Genomic DNA, 24,631 nt, shown 5'->3' with positions numbered 1-24,631 from the left:
TTCAACTCTATTTTCACCTTAAAAAGTTAGTTTCGTTATCGAAAAACCAGGTTAGTGCTCTTAAGAGACTGTATATATATATTTTTTATTTTTTATTAACTAATATCCCAATAACTAAAATAACTATATTAATAAATATCTAACTTAAAGCGTTGGCATTACTTAATTCATACTATTTTACTAAGGATTATTTAAAGTAACTTTGGGTTATTGAATGACCTTAAAAAAACCATTTTCACTGTTTTCGGTAACACCTTTAGTAACGGGCGCACGCTCTTTTATGGTAATTCCTGTTAAAAATGATTTATTTCCTGCACCTTTTACTTTTCCAAAACCTTTTGTTTCCAACATTCTATAAAACGATCGATTCCCCAGAGTACGTTCGCCGGATTTATAGCACCAACTGTCATAAACGTTGTATAATTCTTTCGCTTCGATTTTGATGGATTCATTTTTTGGTTCATCGATGTAGCAAGCTTCATTTAAGAATGGCGCTAAAATATCCATATCCTCTTTGTAGTTACCTGTTGCTTCTACTACTACACGAGGTTCTTTCAAGCCCGACTTCTGCCACTTCAGGCAGCCTTCAATTGCCCAATTTAATATCCCTGGCATTTCTAGCGACAACTTTTCTTCAAGTTTTTTATCTCGTTCATGTGGTTTTAGACTTAAAGTAAATGGAATGATCTTCACCCTGCGCCAAATACCATCATCCACACCACCAATAATTGGTTTATGGTTTGTAGTGAAGAACACTTTAAACTCAGGTGTAAACTCGAAGAATTCTTGACGCAAGAAACGAGCTAAAATCGGCTCTCCACCTGTTATTGTTTTTACAAGTGATTCCTGTAACTTTTCGCCCTCTTCTGATTCAACAGCTGATACAAATCGTGCACTAGCTAGTCTGGCAATATCATTGTTTGCACCTGTATCTTTTTTCTTGATAAAAGTATCTGATTTCGTTTGTAATCCATAATCACCAAGAAGGTTTTTTACAGTGTTCACATACGTTGATTTACCATTTGATCCACTACCGACTAAGAAATACATCGACTGTTCGGAAATGTCACCTGTAAGTGAATAACCCACCAAACGTTGCATGTAATCAATAAAATCTTTATCGCCTTTGAATATTTGATCTAGGAATTTTAACCATGCAGGACATTTAGCATTTTCATCGAATGAGACACTTGATATTTTGGTTAATCTCAAATCTCTATCGTGTTGCTGCAACTTGCCTGTTTTCAAATCAATAATTCCATTTTCGATATTGAACAAATACTTATGCATATCGAATTCTTCTCTTTCTCCTGGTACCAACGGCATTAAATCTTTGATGCTATTCATACGAATATTACGTTTGCCACAAGATCGAGCCCATTTCCGTTCGAATTCGTCTTCTGATTTTTCTAATTCACGTAGGACCTTGTTTGCAATACGTTCAATTTGCTTTTTGTTATCAAATTTCCAACGTTTTCCGTCCCAGATCATCCATCCCATATCGCCTACATAACGGATAATGTGTCCATATTCACTTGCAATACGTTCAGCATTTCCTAATTCGTTCAAACGAAATTTCTTTTTCGGTTTGTCCTCCACAACTTCTACATCATCATTGTGGAAGTCAAAAGAAAATTCTTCGTATTGCTGTTTGTTATCTAAAATAGTTGTAGTAGTAGAGGATATTGCTTCTGCAATTGTTCTTTCCCCGTATGTTTCTCCACTGGAATGATGGATAATATCCCATTTATCACGCATAAGACCTGTTTCACGAAACATTGAATCCATTCGAGTGGAACTTTTACCGGTCCAAAATGCAAGATGGTTGGATAATGCTAAATCACTTCCTGAGTGATCGTCCTTTAGTAAATTTCCATTGTATAAACTACGGATCTCGTCACCATTTTTACTACGGAACATTTTCTCCCATAATGATTCATTGGAAAGTTTGATTTCATCTTTTTCAAATTCAGCTAGATTCACTCGGCCTTGGATGTCACTATCATCAAAATATTGTTCGAATACTTCTGCCAACTCATCTGTTCGTTCATAAATCTCATTTGCATTTTCCGTATTTCCAGTAAAGGTGAAATAACGACCGTATGAATAAATTTCTAATCCATGCTGCGTATTTTTGCGACCCGTTCCAATAACATTCTGTGGAAGATTCCCTTTGACAATGATATGAATACCTTCTCTACTTGGAGAGAATTCGGTATATGAATCAATCGTTTCGATGATCTCATTTGCAAAGGTATTAACCTTGCCATCTACAACACACTTGTCTATATCAATTCCGATGTAATTATCTTGACGACTGAATACGAAACCAATTCCGTCATATTCACCATCCAGGTAAAATTTAACGGCTGTTGCAAATGTGGACCAGGTACTTCTGTTATTCGCTTGTGCCATAACTCCATCTGTTTGATATGGAACCTTTGTGTATCTTTCACCCTTTTTCTCAGACTTCCACAAAATCCATTGAGGGAGAGCTTTTAATTCAGCTGGGATTTCATTAAAATTGTATGGATTTTCTTTCATATTGCCCTCCGATATTGATGTATTTCTCTGTTTTTGGGTAAAAAAAAGAGAAGTCAGCTAAATACCGACCTCTCTATTAAGTTTTATTTAGAATGGTAGATCGTCATCGCCGACAACTATTGGACCAGCCGATGAAACAGGTGGATTAATAGTGGAAACATCATAATATTTTGCTTTAGCAGCAGTACGTTTCTCTTTCTTACCATCTACCTCTTTGTCGTATTCTTCGTGCTTTATAGTGATTTGTAGATTCTTACCGATTAATTGCTTAGCCATATCATCTGCACCCTTGAAATCGTGGCCATGTGAGAACCCACATGATTTTAATAAAGAGTTTACAATCTTCACCGCTACTTCGTGACTGAATGTGAAGGTGTTATATAAAACCTTTGCACCTTGATGATTTTGAGGAACATCACTACGAATCTCAAAATCTACTGTAATTTTTGGATCTTTGTTTCCTGTTAATCCAGCAACTGCATTAACGATTGTTGCTTCGTATTTTCCTTCTGCTACTAATTCAAACCCCGAGCTTGCGTTTTCTTCATCAAATTTAAAAAATGACATTATTTTTTCTCTCCTTCTGTGATCACTTCATCATTGGATGTTGATAGAAAAATGTCTTCTTGCTTGCATCCTTTGCGAGTGTCTAATTGGTTTTTTGCATAAATACTATTAGTGCCTTCTAATATAAATCCTCTAATACCTTCATCCTTAATCATTAATCGACCAACTACATCGCATAAACCTAATACGTTGTTAAGAATTTTCCCGTTAATTTGAGGGTAGCTCCGGTTATATTGTTGACCATCTGCTGACGTATATAAATCCGTTGTTTCCCAAGCGGTGAATACAATGCGATCCGCTAAGTTTTTCATCCATCTGAAACTATTCACTACTCTGAATTGCATTTTTTGATAATCACCTTGTGCAGGAACTCCTTGATTTTTTCCGATGTATCCAAGGTTTGAAAGTAAGCAGCGTTCCAATTCGGAAACGTTATCAATAGCAATGTTGTCATATTTCCCTTTGATTGATTCAAGGTGAAGTAACAACGCTTGCCAAAAATCCCAAGTGTTCTGATTATCAACATATATGATGTCGATATTTGGATTACCTTTTAATACATGGCTAGTCCTATCTACATCAAGCACCAATGTTTTACCAGGAAGAAAATTCAACGTGTGAGTTTTTCCTAATCCAGGTGGGCAATATGTTAAATAAGTTTTGCCAGGTTTGTCTGTAATTTGTTCTGCATTGTGAGTGCTGAAATCAAATTGTTGAGTCAATACTTCCACACTCCTTTATTAAAATGGCAATTCATCATCATTTACTGGATCTATTGGTGTTTCTGATTCCTCTTGTTCTTCCACAAATTCAACTGCATCGATTTCTTCATCAGATATTTGACCTTCAGGAACAGAAATACTGCCGTCTTTTTCGAGAGTGTATTCAACACCTTCATCAATAGTCATTTGTCCTTCTGGCGCATCATCTTGTGGACGACTCTCCATTACTTCTTTAGGAGTTTGATAAGCGAAAGTTAAATCGATTAAGAAATATTGACCAAACTTGTTATATTTCTCAGAGATTTTGTGCATTTGAAGATTTTCGTTTTCTTTAGCAGTTAAAACGATTTCTTCAGCTTGCTCACGAGTGCCTGCGTAATGTTGTTCCTTTTGATTAAGTTGTACTTTTGCCATGAATTTAGTCTCCTATTCTATTTCTACTTTGAAAGTAGTAGTTTGTGGTTTTACTGTTGCACCTGGAACTGCTTGTCCGTTTACATTGATTACAATTTGTACACCATCTTTTTCAACGACTTGTAACGTTTTCTTCAAGTCACCCCACTTGATTTCTTCAGTGGTTTTAACGAAAGGTAAATTATTCGCTTTAACAAATGCGAGAAGCTTATCTTCATCTTCTTTATCCGGTTGAGCCTTACTAGTTGTTGATTTCACTTTTCCATAAGGGGTACTGATTGTTTTAGCCTTAGGATCTTCTGCAAGTTGCTTCATATGATATTGAGCTGCCATCGTTTCGAAAAAATCGATGCTACTTCTCACAGCTGATAGTTCCTTTTGCTCCCAGGATGTAATGCGAATGCGCTCCTTATCTGCAAGTTGCTTCGTTTCTTTTTCCTTAGACTTTAAAGCTGATAATTTACGAAAAGCCCAATTCAAGCTATCGATATCATTAATTTCGAATTTATTAAATTCAGATTCAACCGAATCCATTTCTTCTAATTCAACTTCTTGAAGTTTGTTCATTTATATTCCCCTCCATTTTGTGTATAATAATTATTAGATGTATTGATTTAAGGACCTCTCTGCAAAGGGGTCTTTTTTAATTTAGTTCCATTTCATTAACCTTTTGTTCCAACTCTTCCACAAATGAACTCATTCTTTCTGCAAGTTCTTCGGATTCAATTTTTTCTTGTTTTAAATCTTCATAGGAAGCTTCATCAACAACTACATGACTATCTGGCTTAATTTTTAAAGTTACATATTTGCTGAAAGAAAAACTAATTTCCTCCATTTCGAATTCAGTTGTATCAAACGAATCTTCTTTCGAATCAACTCGAATTTCGACTTTAGCGTCCATATCGTAATCTAGTAAACTTGCGATTAAATCACGTACAATCATTTATTACACCTCCTCTCAATACCTCACACTCAACTCAATAGCATGTCCTTCATTAACCAAATGCTCACCAATACAATGTGTTCCACAAAATAATTGACCATTAAATTCATAACCTTCACCAGAATAGATATCTTCATTACATTTTGTGTTTGTGCAATCGCCTAGAATAATTGACTGGTAAGTATCAATCTGTGGATGACCACCGCTTAATATTGGATTTTCGATGTCATTCGGCATTTGAATCACCTTCTATATCTGTAAGTGCGAAAACTCTAATACCTTCCAGGTAAACAAACAATTCTTGTTGTCCTTCTAAATATTTAAGTGGACCTCTTTCATATTCGGAAAAAGTGGATAGAAATAATTCTTTCGTGATATGAATTTTTGTTTCTGGAAATTTCACAACATCAACACTGATAATCTGTTCCATATTATCGTTTTGAATGGATTTATCAACCACAGCGACCATTGCAGCTAGTTGTTGAATATTCTTATTCATGATGGAATCTCGTATTGCGCATTTGTGTCGTCGATGATGGTTGCAGATTTAGCAATTCCAGAATTTGTTTGGCATTCACCTTTTGTCGGAGGTCTATCATTTTTAACGACTTTAAATATTTCACCTCTGTTAATTGGTCCTTCTGCAGCTTCCGGAAACTCTTTTTCATTTCTAACTATCATCCCAACCAAAACCTCACTCGGTTGAACAGCTTCCAAAAACTCTACTGGAATGGATATGTTCTTTGCCTTAGCAAATGCAATTACTTGTCCTATATGTTCGTTGAATACATCTCCTTGTGAACATGTTGATCGTCCAATGGAACGTTTAGAATAGTTATCCCAAGGGTTTATAACACAAGTCACTCTATTATTCTTTCTGTAGAATTCTAATCTGCTAAGACGACCGACTTTATCAAAAACATTTCCTTCTCCACATTTCATAGCTTCTACAAAATCCTTAGCCTTCTGTATCAATTCAGCACGTTGTTGATTAGGCGTTAAAATTGGAACATCATGCATTTCATCAAATATTGCCGTTAAAGGTCTTACACCTTTGATTGGTTCTTGCTTACCAACTTCATGTCCAACTTCATAACCTTCGTTATAAGCAACATGATGAATTTCCTCCATCAACTGTTCTAAGTGAAATTTTGCTTTAGCATTCAAATCTCTGAATCTATTTTTCATAATCGTTTTCTCCCTTCGATTCTATTTGAAAACTTTAGATGACTTAATCGCATTACTAATCAGCACAAGTCGTTGTTCTAATGGAATGGATAACCATTTACTAAGTTTCAATTACTTCATCTCCTTTATAAGATTGAAATGAATATTCCTAATGTGATTGCAATTGTGACGATGTATGTTCCGTAGAACCAAAGACCATCTGATAGATTAATAGATTCAGTGTCAAAGAAATAATTGTTTAATTTTCTCACTGTGATACCTCCTCATTGGTAAACCATTTTTCAATAGTTTCTTTATGGAATAAAACTCGTCCTCGAATTTTTTTATGAGGTATTTCATGTAGTCTTGCCATTGTATAAATAGTTCCAATAGATACTCCTAATAATTCGGCTACTTCATTTACAGTCAGAGTAATTTTTTCCAAGCCAATCACCTCAATTCACCTGAGTATTAAATACTTCACCTTTCGAACTACAGAAATTCTGTAGTTGACCAGCAAAAAAAATTATACTATTAAACGGGACGTTCACATGTTTCATGAATAAGTAAGCTTGATCCATACGAAGAATGCGACGATACTTTTCGTACTGGATATACGTTTTCTCTGACATCTTCATTTTTTTAGACATTTCGAGTTGTGTTAACCCAGCTAATATTCGCGCTTGTTCTAAAGTATAATTCATATCTGTTCACCTCCTGTTATTACAATACTACAGATTTTCTGTAGTTTCAACAAAAAACAACACACTTTCTGTACTTATATACAAAAATGATATAAAAGTTTCAGTTTTACTGTACTTTATTACAGTTACAATATATAATTAATTTATTATTAAATTCGGGGTGAATTAACGTGAGTGTTGGAACAAAAATTAAAACTTTAAGGAAAGAACATAAATACACACAAGAGAGCCTTGCTAAAAAATTAGGCGTTGCTCCTACTGCAGTATCGGCTTGGGAACGAGATGCTAATAAACCATTAATGGATAAGATTATGATGATGGCAGATATATTTAATGTTCCATTTACACACTTTTTTGATGTTGAAGAATATAACAATTCAGAAGAAGTTCATATTCCACTTTACGGAAATGTATCTTGTGGAGAAGGTTTAGTTATCTACGAAACACCATCTGAGTATATTGCTACGCCTGAAGAGTGGTTAAAAAGCGGAGACTATTTTTATGTTCGTGCATGTGGCGATTCAATGACAGGTGCTCGAATATTTGATGGAGATATATTATTTATGAGAAAGCAAGACGAAGTTGAAAACGGAGAGATAGCAGCTGTTTGTATAGAGGATGAAATTGTTTTAAAAAGAATCTTTAGAAGTAATGGTAACTTTATTCTTCAAAGTGAAAATCAAAAATATCCTCCTCGTATTTTCAATCCTAATACGGATAGAAACATAAGAATCATTGGTCGTTTAGAAAAGTTAATCGTGAATTTCTAATGAATGACTTTTACTCACAAGGGCTAGCTAAATGAGCAAGCTCTTTTCTTATACAATTGAAAGGAGAGATTACATTGGCGAATATAGAGAAGCGCGGCGATAACTCTTATCGTTTCACTGTCTACCTACCTAAAAATGCTGAAGGTAAGTATCCAAAAGAACGTAAATCTTTAACTGTGGAGGGTAAATACACACCTAAGCAACTTAAGGAATATTTGGATCGTGAATATTTAAAGTTTAAAGATGAAGTCCTATCTGGAAACTATGTACTGCCGGAGAAAATGTTGTTTTCAGCATTTGCAAACGAGTGGCTAGAGAAATTCGCAAAGAAAGAACTGTCCAGTACAACTTTTGCTAACTATGAATCTAAGTTAACCCTTAACATCTTACCTGTGATTGGTCATGTTCGAATGGACGAGATCAACACTATGATGTTGCAATCGCTCATGGACGGATTGAAGAGAAAAGATGGTAGTACAGTAGAACTTTCTTTTTATACTAAGTTTGATGTTTATAGAACATTGCGAAGTATTTTTAAATACGCCATTCAATGGAAGGTACTTGTGAAAAATCCTTTAGATGGCGTTACAAAACCTAAGAATAGAAATAAAAAAGAAGTGAACGCTTATGATGAAGATGAAGTTGCAATTATATTTAAGGCTCTGAATGATGAACCTTTCAAATGGCGCATGTTTGCGATACTTGCAATTGTTGCTGGTATCAGACGTGGTGAAAACTTAGCACTTGAATGGTCAGATATCGATTTCGAAAACAGTCGAATTGATATACATGAAAGCATTATATCAGCTGATGGAAAAACAGAAATTAAAAATACAAAAACTGATTCATCGAATCGTCTTGTTTCTCTTCCAACATCTGTTGTAGAAGAGTTAAGAAAGTATCGCGTTTATTGGATACAAGAAAAGTTAAAGGCCAAGAACTGGACAGAAACAGACCGTGAATGGTTATTCCATCAACGGAATGGAACATTTGCTCATCCTTCTTCTGCAACTCACTGGTGGAATAAATTCGCTAAGAAATTAGACATTAAATACATTCGACTTCATGATCTACGGCATACTTCAGCAAGTTTACTTATTGCTCAGGGTGTACATGCTAAAATAATTTCAGAACGATTGGGCCATGCAAATATTAAAATCACAATGGACACTTATGGACATGCGTTGCGTTCTGCTGATCAAGCTGCAGCCGATACCTTAGAAAGCCTCTTCCAACCTAAATCAATAAATAAATGATTGGGGTTAAATTGGGGTTAAAACTGGGATTAAATAATAAAAAACAATAAAAATGATGATAATTAACACTACTATAAAGCCCTCTACAACAACATTCCTTCATTATTAATCCACCTCGACAAGGTGGGGGTCGCTGGTTCGAGACCAGTCGGGACCATCATTTTTCATAACCTGTAAACGTTTATATATCAACGTTTACGGGTTTTTTCTTTTAATAAACTCTGAGACGTTTAAGTGTATTTGGCTAAATGGCGACGGATTTGGCGACCCATTGGCGACAGTATGAAATAATCAACATCCAAATAGGCTTTTATTTAATTTCTCTGCTGCTTCTTTTTGCATATTTGGCAATACATGCGAATAGATATCTAATGTCATACTTACTCTACTATGACCTAATCGTTCCGCAACAATCTTTGGATGTATACCCTCTATCAAAAGTGAAGTAGCATGTGTATGTCTTAAATCATGAAACCTAATTATAGGTACATTCGCTTTTTCAATTAATCCTTTAAATGTCCTTGTTAAGTTTCTAGGAGTTAACACCGTTCCAAAACACGTACAGACTACTAAATCATTATCATTATAGTCTGTTCCAGCTTTTAGTTTTTCTTTTACAATTGTGGTCTTATGTTTTTTCAGCATATTAATGGTTTCAGATAATAAGCTAATTGGACGAATACCAGAAGCGGTTTTAGCACCTGATAAAAACTCTTTTCCATCATGACTTAAAGTTTGTCTGATATGAATCGTTCCCCGTTCCAAATCAACGTCTTTCCATCTCAAAGCTAACAGTTCCCCTTGTCTTACTCCAGTTGTAATGGCTAAATGAAAAGCAATATAATATCTACTTTCCTTTGCTGCCTTTAGAAATAATTTTACTTCGTCAATACTCCATACCTTCATTTCAATCCTAACAACTTGCGGTAATTCAACCATTGACGCTATATTCTTAGATATTAACTCAAGATTAAATGCCTTCTGAATGGCGTTATTTAAGATGTTATAAATCTTTTTAATAGTAGCATTGGACAAGCCTTTATCAACTAATGAATTGATGAACTTTTGGATAATGGGCGTATTTAACTTGGACAAGGGATTCTTCCCTAAATATGGAATTATATGATGCAGTATATTAGATTCATAATTTTTAGCAGTCTGTTTCCCTATTTGGCTTCGCTTTGTCTGAAACCATTCTTGTAAATACTCTTCAAAAAGCATTGTTGATGATTCAATATACTTTCCACTATCTACAGTAGTAATTAACGCAGCTAGTGCTTTTTCCGCTTCTCGCTTTGTTTTAAAGCCTCTTTTCTTTTTCCTTGTTCTTTTATTAGTAATAGGGTCAGTATTAACCGTTACCTCATACAACCAACTGCTACCATCTTTTCTTACTGAACCTTTCATAGCAAACATCCTCTCGTGATGCCCTCTAAAGCCATGATTGTTCCTTGTATTTAAAAGGTATTTCATTAAATTAGCGTTGTCAATCATAAATCCTCAAAAGCAAAATTCGAAAATCCTGTGAAATATAAAAAGAGCCCAACATACGTCAGACTCTCTTCCATTTATCAATAAATTAATTGAACAAGCTCTTCTTTTGTAATACCACCGAAGTATTTAGGTACGTCTACGTTTGCTAAGAGAGTCTAACCTTTTACTAACTCGGTTAGTTAATTGCCTTTCTTCTATTATAACGTAGCAAGAAATTATATTGCAATTGTTCTTTGAATTACTGACAACATAACACAAAAGGAGTTCAATAGAACTCCCTTTTGACAATGTGCTTACTCTTATATTTTTAATTCCTTTACTTGCAGCAAACTTTATTTTTTTATCTTATCAAACTACATTTTTGCTACTTCAATTAATTCATCAAAGATTTTGCGACGAGCTCCATTATCTTTCTTAGTAAATTCAACCTTTTGATACCACTCCACTAAAAAGTCTATTTGAGCTTGATTTAGTTCCGCCTCCCCTAAAACTACAAACGCCCCCACTAGGTATGTTAAATAATCAATCCGTTTAGGTTCTGTTAATTGCTGCTCCTCAATAAAAGCGAGCACCCTATCTAGAGACCCTAAAGTCCAACTAAAAATAATACGTAGCTGTTCTGCTTTAAGTTTACTAATCAATGAAGCTTTGACATCAGAAGGCATCGGACTAAAGTTTGCCGTATGGGACTTTTCTTTGATGATTTCATAAGCAGGATTTAAAGCTGCTAAAGGAATTGAAATTTCTGTAGCTTTTTGTACAAATAATCCATCTAATCCAGACTCTTTTAACTTTTCTCCGAACTTCTCAGCGTACTCTTTATAGTAATCAACACCTTTTACTAACATTTCAGTTAAATGCATTTCTGTATCTGTAACTCTACTTCCAGCTAAATTTAGTACTTCAAACCACTCCATTTGTTCTTCTCCAGATAAGTCTTTTGCATAGTTAACAGTATAGTAGTATGAAAGGAACTTATTTCGAATTCTAGTTAGTAAACTTTGAACTTCAAAAGTCTGCATCTCAGCATTATCTCTACAGAATTTTTCAAAAACTTTAGGGTCTTTATTATAAAGTTTCCCCACTGGAATTTGCGACTTTCGCATCGTACCACTATTTAAAAGGAATTTTCCAGTTGTAATATCTAAAACTATATTACGAAACTCATCGTCATCAGTATACGCTTTAAAGTTGCAACTAATACGCTGCTGACCATCGTTTACCGAATGTTTCCCCCCTAATTCTTCTTCTGGAACTAAATCTCTTGAAATAAATTTAACTTGCGGTACTGCAATATCCTTATTTTCAATAATATTAATAGAAATAGGCGCAACAGCTGCTTTTCCAGTAAGTTGAAAATTCAATAATTCAACCGATTTTTCTACTTTCCATCGAATACCCGTTTGGAAAATAGGAAGTGTCAAACGACCTTCTTCAATGTCCTTACATAAATTTCCTAAAGAAATAGGTTTCGATTCTTTAGTAGGGTCAAAACTTGAAAAATAATCTAGCCTCTTATTGATTCTTAATACCATTAAACTTCCCCCTTATTTTTCGTCATGCTCACTGTAACATGAGCTAATCTTTCTTTCAATGAATATTTTTATTTTTTTTTGCTGCTAAATATAAAAACCCTATTATACCAACTATCCATATGAAAAAATCACAAAAATTATTTATTTATTTTTAGCAGCTACTTTTTTAAGCTAAACAAAATTAAAATTATTTACAATTAATTATTTTAGCTTATGATGTGCATAACTAATGCTAACTATCTCTATTTTCGTTACCGAACATACAAAAAAGAATAGGATAGCATACTCAATCCTTGCATCTTACTCCCACAGAAGTAAAGAGTTGGTATTCTCACATCACTTTATTCATTTCTCAAACCACTCAATAAAATTTTTGCGCGGTTCACTTTTCCTTACGTGTACATATTCGCAAATTCGTCCATATAAATCTTAGCTGTCTGATGGGAAAACAGACTCCACTTATATGGCATAAAAAAACAACCTGCCCAATTAGGTTAGGTTGCAAGTTAGCCACTGCTTATTCTTTAATTTTTCAAGCAAAGAGCTAACTTTATCTTTCATATCAGTTATTTCATCTTCCAAAATTTCTATTAAATATTCTGAATCTACAATACTTATTTTTACAATATCACCTGTTTAAGCTTCATTTGATTTAATAATGGCAATCTAAAAAAGGAACAACCCAACGATATGAATACTCTTTTACTATGAGTGTGTGAAAATACTTGCCCCCTCTGCTTACTTGAATAAATCCTCTTCAAAAATTGGGAAACAGCTCCCCCCCTAAACCTTATTCATCAAAACACTTATTTTATAGTTATTTAAGCTATTCAACAATCACAATAAATGATTCTTTTATAGATATAAAAGTGGGTGAGTCTTTACTAAATAGACTCACCCATAGAACTTATTATTATTTTTTTAGTGGTGAGTAAATCACATTTTATAACTAAAAATATCTATATTTTCTTCATCATTTAATTTTTTTAACAACAGTTTCGTTTCATAGTGTACTTTAAAGAATATCTCTTTTAAAGTTATAGTATTATTAATACTTTGTTCATACAGTACATACCTCAACAAATTATTTGCATAATTTTGTATTTTTTTAACATAATGAGGCAGTAAAGTATCATCATAATGTGCGTTATGTACTATTTTATTTCTATACCTATATATATTTAATAATTCATCTTGTATCAACTTTATTTTTTCTTCAAAAAAGGTATGAGCAAAACTATTATCTTGGTAAAAATTTAGAGCTGTTTCAATCTTATCGCTAATAATCTTTCTATTACTATATTTTTTAAGCTCTTCTAAATTCTTTACAAAAGGCTCTAAATTAAAAGACCCCGTCGAATTAAGATTACAAATATTCTGTAATTCCATAGGAATTTCAAGTGCTTTCCGTATCTCTCCAGTTGAAGTTGAAATAGAAGCTCGCCCCATTAAATTTCGTAAATACATAAATAACTCAAGGAATATACTCATTTTCAGCTCTTTTATCTCAATAGATGGAATTAACTCTTTTGCCAAATTAAAAGTATTTTCTATATCTTTATTTAAAATTAAGCTTTTACTATCTTCATTTCCTACTTTAAAATCCAATAAATTTTCAACTACTATCCAGTAATTAAGTAATTTATCTTCCGCCTTTACTGTTTCTTCTCCTTTTCTAAACCAATGGAGAGATGAAATTATTTTACTCTGAGTTTGAGAATGCATTTCCAGACTTTGAAAAATATATTTTTCAAGGTTTTGAAAAATAAGGTCAATCTCATTATTCTCGTAGTTATCAATTTCAAGAGAGTTTTTTAATTTAAAATACTCATCATTTTTTGAAGAACTTCCACTGGATGCTATTTTATACTCTTTATTTAATGTAATATATTTACTACTATTAATAATCAAATTAGTTTTACTGCCATAATAGGTTTTTAGTAAATCAAAACTCTTTTCAATTTTGTCTATCGCCATTCTTTTGCCTGATATATAGTCAATTGCTTTAACTTTCACTATTGCATTAAAAATATCTTCTTCTTTTCTATTAAATAATTCATAGTCTGAATCTGAGGGATTTTTAATATATTTTTCGACTCTTGGTGAATAAAAATTAACATCGCCTAATTTATATCCTTCATATGTTATTAATCCCTCAATAGGGAATATTACAATTTGTTCAAATGGTTCTATATCAAAGTATAGTTCAAAATCATTTAATCTATCTGAAATAGCAAGATTATCAATCTTTTCTTTTAAAGCAGCATAATATTCCTCAACGTTCTCATATTCTTCTTGCTTCATATTATGTGGATAATTCGTATAAAAAGAATTTTCTTTTGAAAATATATCTAATGGCATTTTTTTAATACTTTTCATGGAATATCCCTTAAGTAATAGTTCGACAATAATACTTTGACTTAAGAGAGCTATGTTTGTATATTGATTTTTTTCGGTGGATTTTAGAACAGATTTTAACATTTCATATGTTTGTATTAGGTAAGTATCGCTAATAAAGATATTATTAATTTTTCTACAGATACTTAATAAATATTCATTTTTATCAGAATTAAGATATGAATGTAGAATAGATATATGGACACATCTTGGTTAAGTCAATAAAATTGAACTAACGAAAGGTCGTGTCTGTATTATGAGTCAAAAACGTTATAACCAAGAATTTAAACAAACAGTAGTGGAGCTTCACAGCTCAGGTACCCCGGTCAGCCAACTATCTAGCGAATATGGTGTTTCAGAAGTAACCATCTATAAATGGATTAAACAACTCTCTACAATCGAAGGGACAAAGGAATTAACTGTATCCGATGTAGAAATGATTCAAAAAGAAAACCTCCGGTTAAAACAGGAGCTTGAAATCCTAAAAAAGGCTATGACCATATTCGCGAGAAAATAGAGGACGAAGAACTGATCGACTACATTACAAATGAAAGCGGACATCATCCAGTACAAGTGATGTGTCGCATTTTAAAGATGCCTAAAAGTACTTATTATCAATCATTTCATAAGAAACTGAACAGCTACCACGTGGCCAATGAGGCAATATTGGATCGTATAATAGCGATTCATAAAGAAAGCAAAGGTATCTATGGCGCCCCAAAAATACATCGAGTACTTTTAAAAGAAGGCTATTCTTGCAGTATAAAAAGAGTCCAACGTCTGATGAAACGAGCAGGCATCCAGTCAAACATTGTAAAGAAATACCGTCCAGCAAGTACACAGACACCAGTGGAAGAACGAGAAAATGTGTTGAAGCAAGATTTTACAACAACCACAATCAATGAAAAATGGGTGGCAGATATCACGTATATCCATACGCTTCGAGATGGCTGGTGTTATCTAGCGTCTGTCCTCGATTTGCATTCAAAGAAAATAGTAGGCTACAAGTTTTCCCGTACGATGACCACAGAAATCGTGTTGGATGCTTTAAAAAGTGCCGTCAAAGCCCAAAATCCAGCGCCGGGACTAATCATCCATACGGATCTGGGTACTCAATATACAAGTGAGGCATTTCAAGAACAGTTAAAAAGATATGAAATGATTGCATCATTCAGTCGAAAAGGATGTCCTTATGACAATGCATGCATCGAGTCCTTTCATGCCACACTCAAAAAAGAAGAAGTTTATCAAAAAAGATATGAATACTTTGAGAATGCGAGAATCTCCTTATTTCAATATATAGAAGGTTGGTATAATCGCAAACGAATTCATGGAAGCATCGGCTTTGTAACGCCAGAGGCGTATGAAATAATGTGTCGCGCAGCAGCCTGAGTCTTAGGGGTATAAGCCAATCCCCCCACATTTTTCAGGCACAACATCCATGAATTATTCTCTCCACATCCCAAGTAAATTGTCAAAGGCTCTTTTCACTTTGACGATTTACTTGGGATGTGGAACACTCCATGAATGGTGGTTGTGCAGAAAAAAACTTAATCTTTTTGTGTCCAGAATCTTGACGTAGATCCAATATTCTCTAATAGTAATAAATTCAGATTTATATTTCTGAATAATTACTTTGTCACTTTCTAAAAAAATATTTATTTGTTTTAATAAATATGATTTATTTTCTTTGTTTCTCATTTTATTAGATATGATTTCATCTATAATTTCATTTATAATAATATGTGGATTGATTAATTTAAGACCGTAAGCGTTTTTGTTATAGTTATCAATTAAATCTACCCATACATCTACCCAATACTTTGTTTTTTCATTTACTTCTTCTCCATATTTATCCCATAGAAATATTTCCATTGTCTCCTCCTGTATTTATTTATTTTTTGAAAAAGTAAAACAACAACAACAACATCTCACTTTATTAATTGTACGAGTATCAGTGAAATGTAGAAGCATTGCTGCATAAGACTTTTCATTTATCGCTTAACGTCTTCACTTTCTATTTAAATTGACAATATACCAACAAGTTTCCACATACTCCAAGCAATAGTTACAAAACTAAGAGCGATAATTAACATGCAAATTACTTTTATTCATAGGTATCATTTTTCATATACGAATTACCTCCATTTCTATCTTAATATTCCAAATAATTATATCATTATTATTGTTCAAGGCTTCATTTAATTTAATAGTGGCTATATAAAAAAGGAGCAGACCAATGATTTTTGGCTGCTCCAAAATTTAATATTATGGGGAGTAGTTAGAGGGGGCTAAATGAGAGGCATAGACCACTTCTAGAATATTTCACTGAGAGCAAGAGCTCCTACATAATCGAGTAGGAGACAAATTGACTAGCCACCCTCTTACACCACCGTGCATACAGTTTCATATAAGAGGGTTCAATTTCGTAAGTGTCCGTTCAATTTTAATAGGATGGACTCCCTGGAAGTCTTCCTACACACTCTTGTATAATCTTTCGTTTCTAGCTCATCTATATGAAACTTTTTATAAAATTTAGTATAGTTATATATTTTATTAATCTGCAGATATTTTATTCTTTATTAAGCTTCTTACCAAAGTAGTTAAGGACTTGTGTGTAATTAATTGAGTCATATGATAAATCTTTATAAGCTGAAGAAATTGAAAATTTATTTGTTATTATAATACCATGAATTTTGTATTCAGCAATATTATCATGTATATCAAATTCATTATTTAAAATCAATTCCAAATTTTTATTTACAAAATCAATTTTAGTTTTTAACTTATACGATATAGACTTTTTCATTTTCATAAGTTCATTATTAATTGCTTTTAGGTCACTTTTAAATATGAAATTTTTACACTCAATTACAAAAATATCATGATTATGTATCAGTAATAAATCTATTTCATTTGGTGAACAAATCTCTGTATTTTTTATCTTGTGCAACGAATGTTTTACTTTTACATCGTCAAAAGTCAAAAGTTTTGTCAATACTTCTATTTCGAAACTAATATCAATATCTCCAAGAATTTTTTCAACTCTTTTCTTTAATTCACCTTCGTAAAAAGTTCTATCATATACATCAATCATTAAATACGATAAGACTTCCATTAATACATTATCTGAGAAAATACAAAAATCATCTAAAATAGGAATAATACATTTTCTTGAAATTCTTGAATTCCTTTTACTATCTAAAAAGCGATTTATATTAAATGTCTCAGGATATCTAGTTAGAACATCAATAAATTTTCTTATATCATCCAGATTATATTCGTTAAATTTCAAAAAATATTTTTCAAGACCTTCCATTTTCCAAAGTTGCCATGTGGATTTCTCTTTACCAATCATATTAAATAATTCAGTTATTTCCTCCTCATTTAACCCTAATCTTACTTTAATAACATGATTTAATCTTTTATGATATTTCTCATTTACAATAAATTTATCATTTTCTTTTTTTTCTAACCATTCTATATTTTGAGTGTTAATTTCTTGTACTTTTTGGACATCGTCATGTTCCATCTCTACTATTAAATTTCCATCAGGGTTGCAAAATATGGTTGTGCTACTTAGGAGGTTAGAAATAACAAAATCCTTTAATGTAATTAAATTTCCTATATCTCGAACATATTTTGCAATATTAGAATGAAAGTTGTTGAAGTCTATCGTACCCTCACTTGGAGTATAATCAATTATACTCTCTATTAATACTTCAATCCCATATTTATCTTTCGCAAGTAATCCTTCAATTTCTTTAAAGACATCTAGTTTATTATTATCTTTTTTGTAATTAGACAATGTATCTGATACTAATTGTAATAAAGAATGATTAAATTTCATGCTTTCCCCATATATATTTGAAAGTAAAACAGAGCTAAATAATGAATTTGATTCTTTAAACGCATATAAAGTCAAAAGAATAACTTCTTTTCCTTCCTGTTTATGTACATATTTTCCGATAAATTCATCCAACAAACTCTTTAAAAGTAATAAAAACATTTTTTCAATTTCTTCATTACTAGCAAAACTTTTATTTATCAATTGTAGTCTCTGAGTATGCTCTTTTATGATTTCATCTTCTTTTATACAATCTCCTGTGATTACCATTCCCCTACCACCATCAACTATTGGGCAGATATTAGATAGCCAATTAATAAATTCAAATCTATAATAGTCTGTTGAATATTTTATACAGTATTCCATATCTTTTAATAAATCTCCCATTTATTTCAGTCCCTCCTTGAATTCGTTAATCGTTTTATTACATTGAATAGTCTAGATTTCTTTTTTAGCCATTATATAAATTACATTCTTAGTTGCTTGAAAGCTTGATTTTTAATTTTATTGTATCCTTTATAGTCAAAAGAAAAACTTTTAGCGCCAAAATCTTTTGGTATATATTCTCTATCACTTAATTCTTTTTTCCAGCATCTCGTTGGTGTATTTTTCCCGATTTTATCTTGCATATCAATTCGTTCATTTAATGCATCACATGCTAAATCTATTTTTTCTCCATACTCTGTTACAACCCATGCATGGAATTCTTTTGGAGGATTCCATGCATAAAAGGTTGTTACATACTTCCATTTAGATGAACCTGCTACTACATAACTTTTTATTCCAAATTCATTTAGAATATCCTTTATCAAAGTAGAAACATACAGACATGTTTCTCCTCTATTTTCACCAACGTAATCAAATGTAGAAATTACTACTCTAGTAATCTTCTTTTTAATTTCTTCAGGTGTATCACCCTCTTTAGGATATAGACAACAATTAGAAAATAATATTTTACTTCCGCATGGACACATTCTCTCTTTCTTTTTAGCCATTTCTGCACCTCCTTTTTATTAATCTATACAATCTCACCAGGAAAATCATACCATTTTAGTGAAGTAATATGAATATATAAAAAAGTGCATCAATAACATGCTCCACTTTAGGCAACTAATAATGTACTGTCTTCAATTATCTGTTTTCTTTACTCTGTTCATTTTAAGTAATTTTTTCATTTCGCTTGTTTCCTCGTTTATCGTTTTTTATAAAATTATTTACACTTATTTTTAATCCCACAGTTATGCAAGTTTTTATGATAGTACAAATAAATAAAATTGTGATTTCATTGTAAAGATTAAAAAATTGTTCATAATAATAGATTCCATATTCTATATATAAAAGATAGGAGCAGTCCAATAATATATGGCTGCTCCTTAAATCTATACTTTGGTTGTAGAATAGTACCAGCTCTGCTTTTCACTTCACTACTATTTTTTCTTAGGTTGGAAAATACCGCCCCATCATCAAATCACACTATACTAAAACCCCTAATTTGTAGTACTTTAAACACTAACAACTTATTGATAAAATCATTATTTTATGGCTGTTTCTTCTATTTATATAGACAATTGGAGCAGTTCATTTTAATAAATAAACGCTCTTTTTAGTTTGATTTACAGATATTTGTCTACTGTTGTGTCATTCACTTCCAAATAATGCTTAGTAATAGTCTCTAAGCTCTTATGTCCACTCTGTTTGGCGATTGTCGCTAAATCTGCCCCAGCTTCATGCATACTACTTATTTGAGTTTTACGTAAGCTATAGGGTGCAAATCCTAACCACTTATGAACGGATTTTCTATATGCTGTATCGCTAATTGATTTATCTCGTTGTATGTTTCCATGTTTATCTGTTCTGCATACAAGATAATTTTCATCTGTAAGCTGATACTCTTTAATATATTTGCGTAAAGCATTCACACATTCAAGTGTTAATCGTTTTGTTTTCCATTGACTTTGTTTTTGCATATATACACTGATTGAATGATTATCTAAATCAATATGCTTCATCTGAATAGTAATCATTTCTGACGGTCTACACGCTGTAATTAGATTTAATAAGCTAATCGCTTTCGCTCTTGTATCAAGTTTATTTATCTCGTTCATTACTTCTTCTTTATCCTTTGCTGACTGTCCTTTCATCAACTTCTGTTCGCTGTGTCCTTTATCGTTATACATACTACGTAACTGCGCAATACGTTGCTTTTGTCCCACTGTTTCAAACTGGTTGTATTGGTTGACAAGATAATAAGATACACCAGCAGCACGTCTATTAAATGTCGATAGCTTTAGTTTATCTTCTGCGATAGTTTGATATAGATATTTCTCTAGTGCATCAAATGAAATAGCTCTGCTAGATTCCTTGCAATACTGTTCAAATCGCTTGAAGTCACCTTTATACATTTCTAACTTCTTATTAACTTGTTGTTGAATAGCTTCATTCACTTTTTTATTTTCTGCGAAGACTTCCACCTTTACCACTTCACCCATTTGAAATACCCCACTTTATGTAACATTTTGTTAATATTATTGTATCTTTTCTAGGTTACGAAAACCAATATTTTCATAACTTGAAATCATTAAGAACTATCTAATAATAAATTGAAATTGGTTCCTCTATTTAACTTTAACGCTGAGTATTTATGTTAAAATAAATATAAGATTGTGAAAGTGTTCACTTAAACTAACGCAGCAGTTTAGTTCAATTAGAGGATATTATTTGAAGAATGACGAATTTGTCAATATTAGTGTAGTTTTTGAGTATTTCCTTTTACAAATGAGGGGTGACAATATGGAATTATTAGTTCAAGCAGGATTTTTTTTAAATCCAATTTTAGCAATAGTATTTTGCTTAAATTTAGTAGCATTAATCAAAAAAGTTAGTAGTGATAGTAATGCTGGTACCTCTAAAAATACATTTTGGATGACTATTTCAGCTACTTATATCATATTTAGTATAACTTGGTTGTTGATGTTTCTATTGTAATTCATTTACAACTCAATCTTTCTTCTTCAACTAACGCGTGCTTTACTTCAAGAAGGAGTAAAGCCTTTTTTCTTATTGAACTAACGAGGCAGATTAGTTGAATAAGAATGTTGGTGCATATAGAAATTTGGAGCTAAAGAGGTGGAGTCACATGAAATTAAATAATCAAATCAATACTTTGAAGTTAAATCGTTTTATGAGAACTGAAAATGAAATTCTATTATTTGAAGAAGCATTAGAAGATATAGGTAAAACAGAGGATTATAATATAATTGGAAAGTTGATTGAAGTATTAGAGGATGACACAGAACATGAAGAAGTAATGTGGGGGCTTGTACACACAATAGAATATTTAAGTGAATTTTCTCCAAAAGAAGGTTTAAAATCACTGATAAATGCCATTCCAGATAACATTGAAAAATGCAGAGATTGGATAGAAATTTTGCATTTTAGGATTTTAAACCATGATGAATATAGGAAACTATTTGGAGAAGCATTAAAAGAGGTTGATGTTCAAAATCAGGAGATGGTATTGAACTTATTAAATGATATCAAGAACGAAGCTCCTGAAAAATTTGGGAGCAAAGTTGAAGAGATAAAAATAATCTTGTAGTACTAAAATTTCCCTTGATTTTAAAAGGATTGATGCCCTCTTTGTTGAACTTATTCAATTAACGGATGCTTTAGTAAAAAATCACGGGGTGCCAGAGGTAACTCTTTTTCTTATTGAACTAACGAAGCAGTTTAGTTGAAGAAGAATATTATAAAAAAATCTCACGTTTATTAAAATGGGAGGAGTACATGTTGAAGTGGAAGAAAAGATGGATTGCAATTGTTTTAATAGGGGTACTTCTTATAGTACTAATTGCTAACATAGACACCTCAAAAGAGACAGTTATTTATCACGTTCCTGAAGGATTTAAAGGTTGTATGACAATCTATTATAGTCAAAAGGGACATGAACCCTTAGACATGATGGATAATGAAATAATAATAGATATTCCTAAAGATGGGAAGGTAATAACTTCTACATCTCAGGAAGATTTCAATAAAATCGGTTGGCATAAAACAGAGGCGTACTACTTGAATAATTCAGGTGTAAGAATAAAGAAAATACCTAATTCAATGTATCAAAATGGTATGGATTCAACATCGAATAACGACCCTAAGTCAGCACGATTCACTATATCGTTTGATGGTAGGTCTGATAATTGTTATTAAGTGTTAGAAAGGGTGTAACCCGTACTAAAATCCGAACTTTCTTCAACTAACGGGTGCTTTAGTAAATTGGAGAGCTGATGATACAACTCTCTTTTCTTGTTCAAGTAAAGCAGCAGGTTAGTTTAACAAGGTTGAAGAATATACATAAGTGAGGTCTGTAGTAGATAGCCTGTATTGTTATTCAACTAAAGTAAGAAGTAGAGTTTAACAAGGATATAATAAATAAGTTATGGCAAGGGGGAATTGTAGTGAATCCATTATTATTAGACATTCCATTACAAATAGAGACAGAAAGGTTATTATTACGAGCACCTAGGCAATCAGGAGACGGTACTATTGTTAATGATGCAATTAAAGATTCTTTTAATGAATTAAAGGCTTGGTTGCCATTTGCACAGACAATCCCTACTCTGGAGGAAACAGAAGTAAATTTGAGAGAAGCATATATTAACTTCATGAAAAGAGATAGTTTACGTTTCCTGATTTTCCATAAAGAAACTAATGATTTTATAGGAGTAACAAGTTTTGAAGGTTTAAACTGGGACATCCCAAAAAGTCATATTGGTTATTGGATTAACACAAGATTTATGGGTAACGGATATATGTTAGAAGCGGTAAAAGGACTATGTGAACTAGGTTTAAATCATATGAACTTTAAGAGAGTTGAAATTAGATGTGAATCCACAAACCTAAAGAGTCGTTCTATTCCTGAAAAATTAGGATTTGAGTTAGAAGGGATTTTAAAGAATGAGGATTTATCCGCAGATGGAAGTAAACTGACTGATACTTGTATTTATGCCAAGGTTTAAGCAAGGTACATTGTGAAGAATTACACTTAAAGTAACGGGTGCTTTACTTCAAGAAGGAGTAAAGCCTTTTTTGTTATTGAACTAAAGAAGCAGGTTAGTTCAATAAGAGATGGGCTAAGAAAAAAGTAACGCGACGTTGATTTAGTAAAATTAATACATTTATCATGAGATTATGTACGGAAGAGTCAAGTAATGTATGTAATTTTAATTTAGATAAGAATAATACTTGTTTCCATTAAAAATATAAAAAGGACATTTTTAAAATAGGGGCATATTATAATACATGCATCTGTGAAAGGATTGAAAAAAATGTATTATACTCCTTATGGTTATCTATATCAGTACCCTTATTATCGAAATGATTCATATAATTATAGTGGTAACCCAAATAACTGGTCTAATCCTGATGGGACAATTCGAGCAAATCAATTTGAAGCCTATAACGTTTCTAATGGTAATGTAAGAGGAATGTTAAAAGATTTTGGAGCTAACCCATTTGTCATTAATATTAATGAAGCTACGAAACAAAACAACACTTATCGTACAGCAATATGGACTGGAAACCATTTGCAGGTTACATTAATGAGTCTAAATCCCGGAGAAGATATTGGACTAGAAATACATCCTGATGTTGACCAATTTTTACGTATTGAACAGGGTCAGGGTATTACTCAAATGGGCAAGAGTAAAGATAATTTAAATTTTAGAAGAAATGTATATGATGATTCTGCAATCATGATACCTGCTGGAACATGGCATAATCTTACAAATACAGGTAATATTCCACTAAAGCTTTATTCAATATATGCTCCTCCTAACCATCCATTCGGTACTGTTCATCCTACGAAAGCAGATGCGATGGCTGCTCAACAAGAAAACGGTCATAGCAATGGAAATACAGTTATTTCTGGCAAGACTCCAGATGAATGGGTACGGTACACTGAATTTTTGGTAAATGAAGGATTGGAGGATGTTACAAGAGGAATAAATGCTACTCATATTCTTCAAGAATTTATTCTAATGGGGGTTCTTGTAGGAAAAGGGTTTACTCCTGAAAAAGCATATGAGACTGTGGAAGGATGGGAAAGGGCAGGGCAATCTAAACTTCTTCAACAAAGTAAAAATATGTAGAAAAATATAATAGATATAGCTAATAGCTAATAATTGGATTTATTCAACTAACGCATGCTTTACTTCAAGAAGGAGTAAAGCACTTTTTCTTATTGAACTAAATCGCAGGGCTTGGAAATTCCCTC

27 protein-coding genes are annotated in these 24,631 nt (G+C 32.4%); 8 read left to right on the top strand and 19 right to left on the bottom strand.

Annotation, left to right across the window (positions count from 1 at the left end):
• Positions 1–207: 207 nt before the first annotated feature.
• From MHI47_RS07000 to MHI47_RS06945, 12 genes are all read right to left on the bottom strand, one after another.
• On the bottom strand, positions 208–2,544 hold the full coding sequence (locus MHI47_RS07000) for a phage/plasmid primase, P4 family (RefSeq protein ID WP_340830194.1): 2,337 nt from the start codon (positions 2,542–2,544) through the stop codon (positions 208–210).
• An 87-nt stretch (positions 2,545–2,631) separates the two neighbouring features.
• Entirely contained in the window at positions 2,632–3,111 is a 480-nt protein-coding gene (locus MHI47_RS06995; RefSeq protein WP_340762658.1) for a DUF669 domain-containing protein, read from the bottom strand.
• Positions 3,111–3,833 carry an AAA family ATPase gene (locus MHI47_RS06990; protein ID WP_340830192.1) on the bottom strand — a complete coding sequence of 241 codons (723 nt, stop codon included), beginning with the start codon at positions 3,831–3,833 and terminating at the stop codon, positions 3,111–3,113. The genes MHI47_RS06995 and MHI47_RS06990 overlap by 1 nt, the downstream gene beginning before the upstream one ends.
• A gap of 18 nt (positions 3,834–3,851) precedes the next feature.
• Positions 3,852–4,247, bottom strand: coding sequence for an organic solvent tolerance protein OstA (locus tag MHI47_RS06985; protein WP_340830191.1), 396 nt, complete (start codon positions 4,245–4,247; stop codon positions 3,852–3,854).
• A 12-nt stretch (positions 4,248–4,259) separates the two neighbouring features.
• Complete coding sequence (locus tag MHI47_RS06980; RefSeq protein ID WP_340830189.1) at positions 4,260–4,814, bottom strand: host-nuclease inhibitor Gam family protein; 555 nt, start codon at positions 4,812–4,814, stop codon at positions 4,260–4,262.
• Positions 4,815–4,890: 76 nt separating this feature from the next.
• Positions 4,891–5,190: a hypothetical protein gene (locus MHI47_RS06975; protein ID WP_340830188.1), complete on the bottom strand. Its 300-nt coding sequence runs from the start codon at positions 5,188–5,190 to the stop codon at positions 4,891–4,893.
• 15 nt (positions 5,191–5,205) lie between these two features.
• Complete coding sequence (locus tag MHI47_RS06970) at positions 5,206–5,427, bottom strand: hypothetical protein (RefSeq protein WP_340830185.1); 222 nt, start codon at positions 5,425–5,427, stop codon at positions 5,206–5,208.
• Positions 5,417–5,689, bottom strand: coding sequence for a hypothetical protein (locus MHI47_RS06965; protein WP_340830184.1), 273 nt, complete (start codon positions 5,687–5,689; stop codon positions 5,417–5,419). The genes MHI47_RS06970 and MHI47_RS06965 overlap by 11 nt, the downstream gene beginning before the upstream one ends.
• Positions 5,686–6,378 carry a hypothetical protein gene (locus MHI47_RS06960; protein WP_340830182.1) on the bottom strand — a complete coding sequence of 231 codons (693 nt, stop codon included), beginning with the start codon at positions 6,376–6,378 and terminating at the stop codon, positions 5,686–5,688. The genes MHI47_RS06965 and MHI47_RS06960 overlap by 4 nt, the downstream gene beginning before the upstream one ends.
• A gap of 125 nt (positions 6,379–6,503) precedes the next feature.
• A complete protein-coding gene (locus tag MHI47_RS06955) occupies positions 6,504–6,629 on the bottom strand; it encodes a hypothetical protein (protein ID WP_340830181.1) in 126 nt (41 codons plus the stop codon).
• Positions 6,626–6,802: a helix-turn-helix domain-containing protein gene (locus MHI47_RS06950; protein ID WP_340830179.1), complete on the bottom strand. Its 177-nt coding sequence runs from the start codon at positions 6,800–6,802 to the stop codon at positions 6,626–6,628. Before MHI47_RS06950 ends, MHI47_RS06955 begins: the two co-directional genes overlap by 4 nt.
• Before the next feature lie 10 nt (positions 6,803–6,812).
• Entirely contained in the window at positions 6,813–7,061 is a 249-nt protein-coding gene (locus MHI47_RS06945) for a helix-turn-helix transcriptional regulator (RefSeq protein ID WP_340830177.1), read from the bottom strand.
• 170 nt (positions 7,062–7,231) lie between these two features.
• On the opposite strand from MHI47_RS06945, the gene MHI47_RS06940 reads away from it, so the two are divergent.
• Complete coding sequence (locus MHI47_RS06940) at positions 7,232–7,831, top strand: LexA family protein (RefSeq protein ID WP_340830174.1); 600 nt, start codon at positions 7,232–7,234, stop codon at positions 7,829–7,831.
• Positions 7,832–7,905: 74 nt separating this feature from the next.
• Complete coding sequence (locus MHI47_RS06935) at positions 7,906–9,087, top strand: tyrosine-type recombinase/integrase (protein WP_340830172.1); 1,182 nt, start codon at positions 7,906–7,908, stop codon at positions 9,085–9,087.
• A gap of 291 nt (positions 9,088–9,378) precedes the next feature.
• On the opposite strand, the gene MHI47_RS06930 is transcribed toward MHI47_RS06935, so the two are convergent.
• From MHI47_RS06930 to MHI47_RS06920, 3 genes are all read right to left on the bottom strand, one after another.
• Entirely contained in the window at positions 9,379–10,494 is a 1,116-nt protein-coding gene (locus tag MHI47_RS06930; RefSeq protein WP_340830171.1) for a site-specific integrase, read from the bottom strand.
• Between the two features lie 440 nt (positions 10,495–10,934).
• Positions 10,935–12,116 (bottom strand): hypothetical protein, encoded by a 1,182-nt coding sequence (locus MHI47_RS06925; protein WP_340830169.1) that lies wholly within the window; start codon positions 12,114–12,116, stop codon positions 10,935–10,937.
• A 936-nt stretch (positions 12,117–13,052) separates the two neighbouring features.
• Positions 13,053–14,495 (bottom strand): hypothetical protein, encoded by a 1,443-nt coding sequence (locus MHI47_RS06920; RefSeq protein WP_340830167.1) that lies wholly within the window; start codon positions 14,493–14,495, stop codon positions 13,053–13,055.
• Positions 14,496–14,769: 274 nt separating this feature from the next.
• On the opposite strand from MHI47_RS06920, the gene MHI47_RS06915 reads away from it, so the two are divergent.
• Positions 14,770–15,905 (top strand): IS3 family transposase gene (locus MHI47_RS06915; RefSeq protein ID WP_340830166.1). Its coding sequence is split into 2 segments (ribosomal slippage): positions 14,770–14,995 and positions 14,995–15,905, totalling 1,137 coding nucleotides; the frame shifts between segments, so codons are not numbered across the junction.
• A gap of 108 nt (positions 15,906–16,013) precedes the next feature.
• Here the strand turns inward: MHI47_RS06915 and MHI47_RS06910 are convergent.
• From MHI47_RS06910 to MHI47_RS06895, 4 genes are all read right to left on the bottom strand, one after another.
• Complete coding sequence (locus MHI47_RS06910) at positions 16,014–16,388, bottom strand: hypothetical protein (RefSeq protein ID WP_340830164.1); 375 nt, start codon at positions 16,386–16,388, stop codon at positions 16,014–16,016.
• Between the two features lie 697 nt (positions 16,389–17,085).
• Entirely contained in the window at positions 17,086–18,747 is a 1,662-nt protein-coding gene (locus MHI47_RS06905; protein ID WP_340830163.1) for a nuclease-related domain-containing protein, read from the bottom strand.
• Between the two features lie 80 nt (positions 18,748–18,827).
• The gene (locus MHI47_RS06900) at positions 18,828–19,355 is read right to left on the bottom strand and encodes a hypothetical protein (RefSeq protein WP_340830161.1); all 528 of its coding nucleotides are present in this window, start codon (positions 19,353–19,355) and stop codon (positions 18,828–18,830) included.
• 618 nt (positions 19,356–19,973) lie between these two features.
• Positions 19,974–20,849 (bottom strand): tyrosine-type recombinase/integrase, encoded by an 876-nt coding sequence (locus MHI47_RS06895; RefSeq protein ID WP_340830160.1) that lies wholly within the window; start codon positions 20,847–20,849, stop codon positions 19,974–19,976.
• A gap of 301 nt (positions 20,850–21,150) precedes the next feature.
• On the opposite strand from MHI47_RS06895, the gene MHI47_RS06890 reads away from it, so the two are divergent.
• The 5 genes from MHI47_RS06890 to MHI47_RS06870 all read left to right on the top strand — a co-directional run bounded on the left by MHI47_RS06890 (position 21,151) and on the right by MHI47_RS06870 (position 24,506).
• Positions 21,151–21,345, top strand: coding sequence for a hypothetical protein (locus MHI47_RS06890; RefSeq protein WP_093536839.1), 195 nt, complete (start codon positions 21,151–21,153; stop codon positions 21,343–21,345).
• Between the two features lie 151 nt (positions 21,346–21,496).
• Positions 21,497–21,958 (top strand): Imm30 family immunity protein, encoded by a 462-nt coding sequence (locus MHI47_RS06885; protein WP_340830158.1) that lies wholly within the window; start codon positions 21,497–21,499, stop codon positions 21,956–21,958.
• Positions 21,959–22,146: 188 nt separating this feature from the next.
• On the top strand, positions 22,147–22,566 hold the full coding sequence (locus tag MHI47_RS06880; protein ID WP_340830156.1) for a DUF6843 domain-containing protein: 420 nt from the start codon (positions 22,147–22,149) through the stop codon (positions 22,564–22,566).
• A gap of 248 nt (positions 22,567–22,814) precedes the next feature.
• The gene (locus MHI47_RS06875; protein ID WP_340830154.1) at positions 22,815–23,375 is read left to right on the top strand and encodes a GNAT family N-acetyltransferase; all 561 of its coding nucleotides are present in this window, start codon (positions 22,815–22,817) and stop codon (positions 23,373–23,375) included.
• A 309-nt stretch (positions 23,376–23,684) separates the two neighbouring features.
• On the top strand, positions 23,685–24,506 hold the full coding sequence (locus MHI47_RS06870) for a cupin domain-containing protein (RefSeq protein ID WP_340830152.1): 822 nt from the start codon (positions 23,685–23,687) through the stop codon (positions 24,504–24,506).
• Positions 24,507–24,631 lie beyond the last annotated feature (125 nt).

The organism is Psychrobacillus sp. FSL H8-0487, from assembly GCF_038008385.1.
Classification (GTDB): domain Bacteria; phylum Bacillota; class Bacilli; order Bacillales_A; family Planococcaceae; genus Psychrobacillus; species Psychrobacillus psychrotolerans.
Note: the sequence above shows the minus strand (reverse complement) of the source record. Positions and strands in the feature narration are given on the sequence as shown.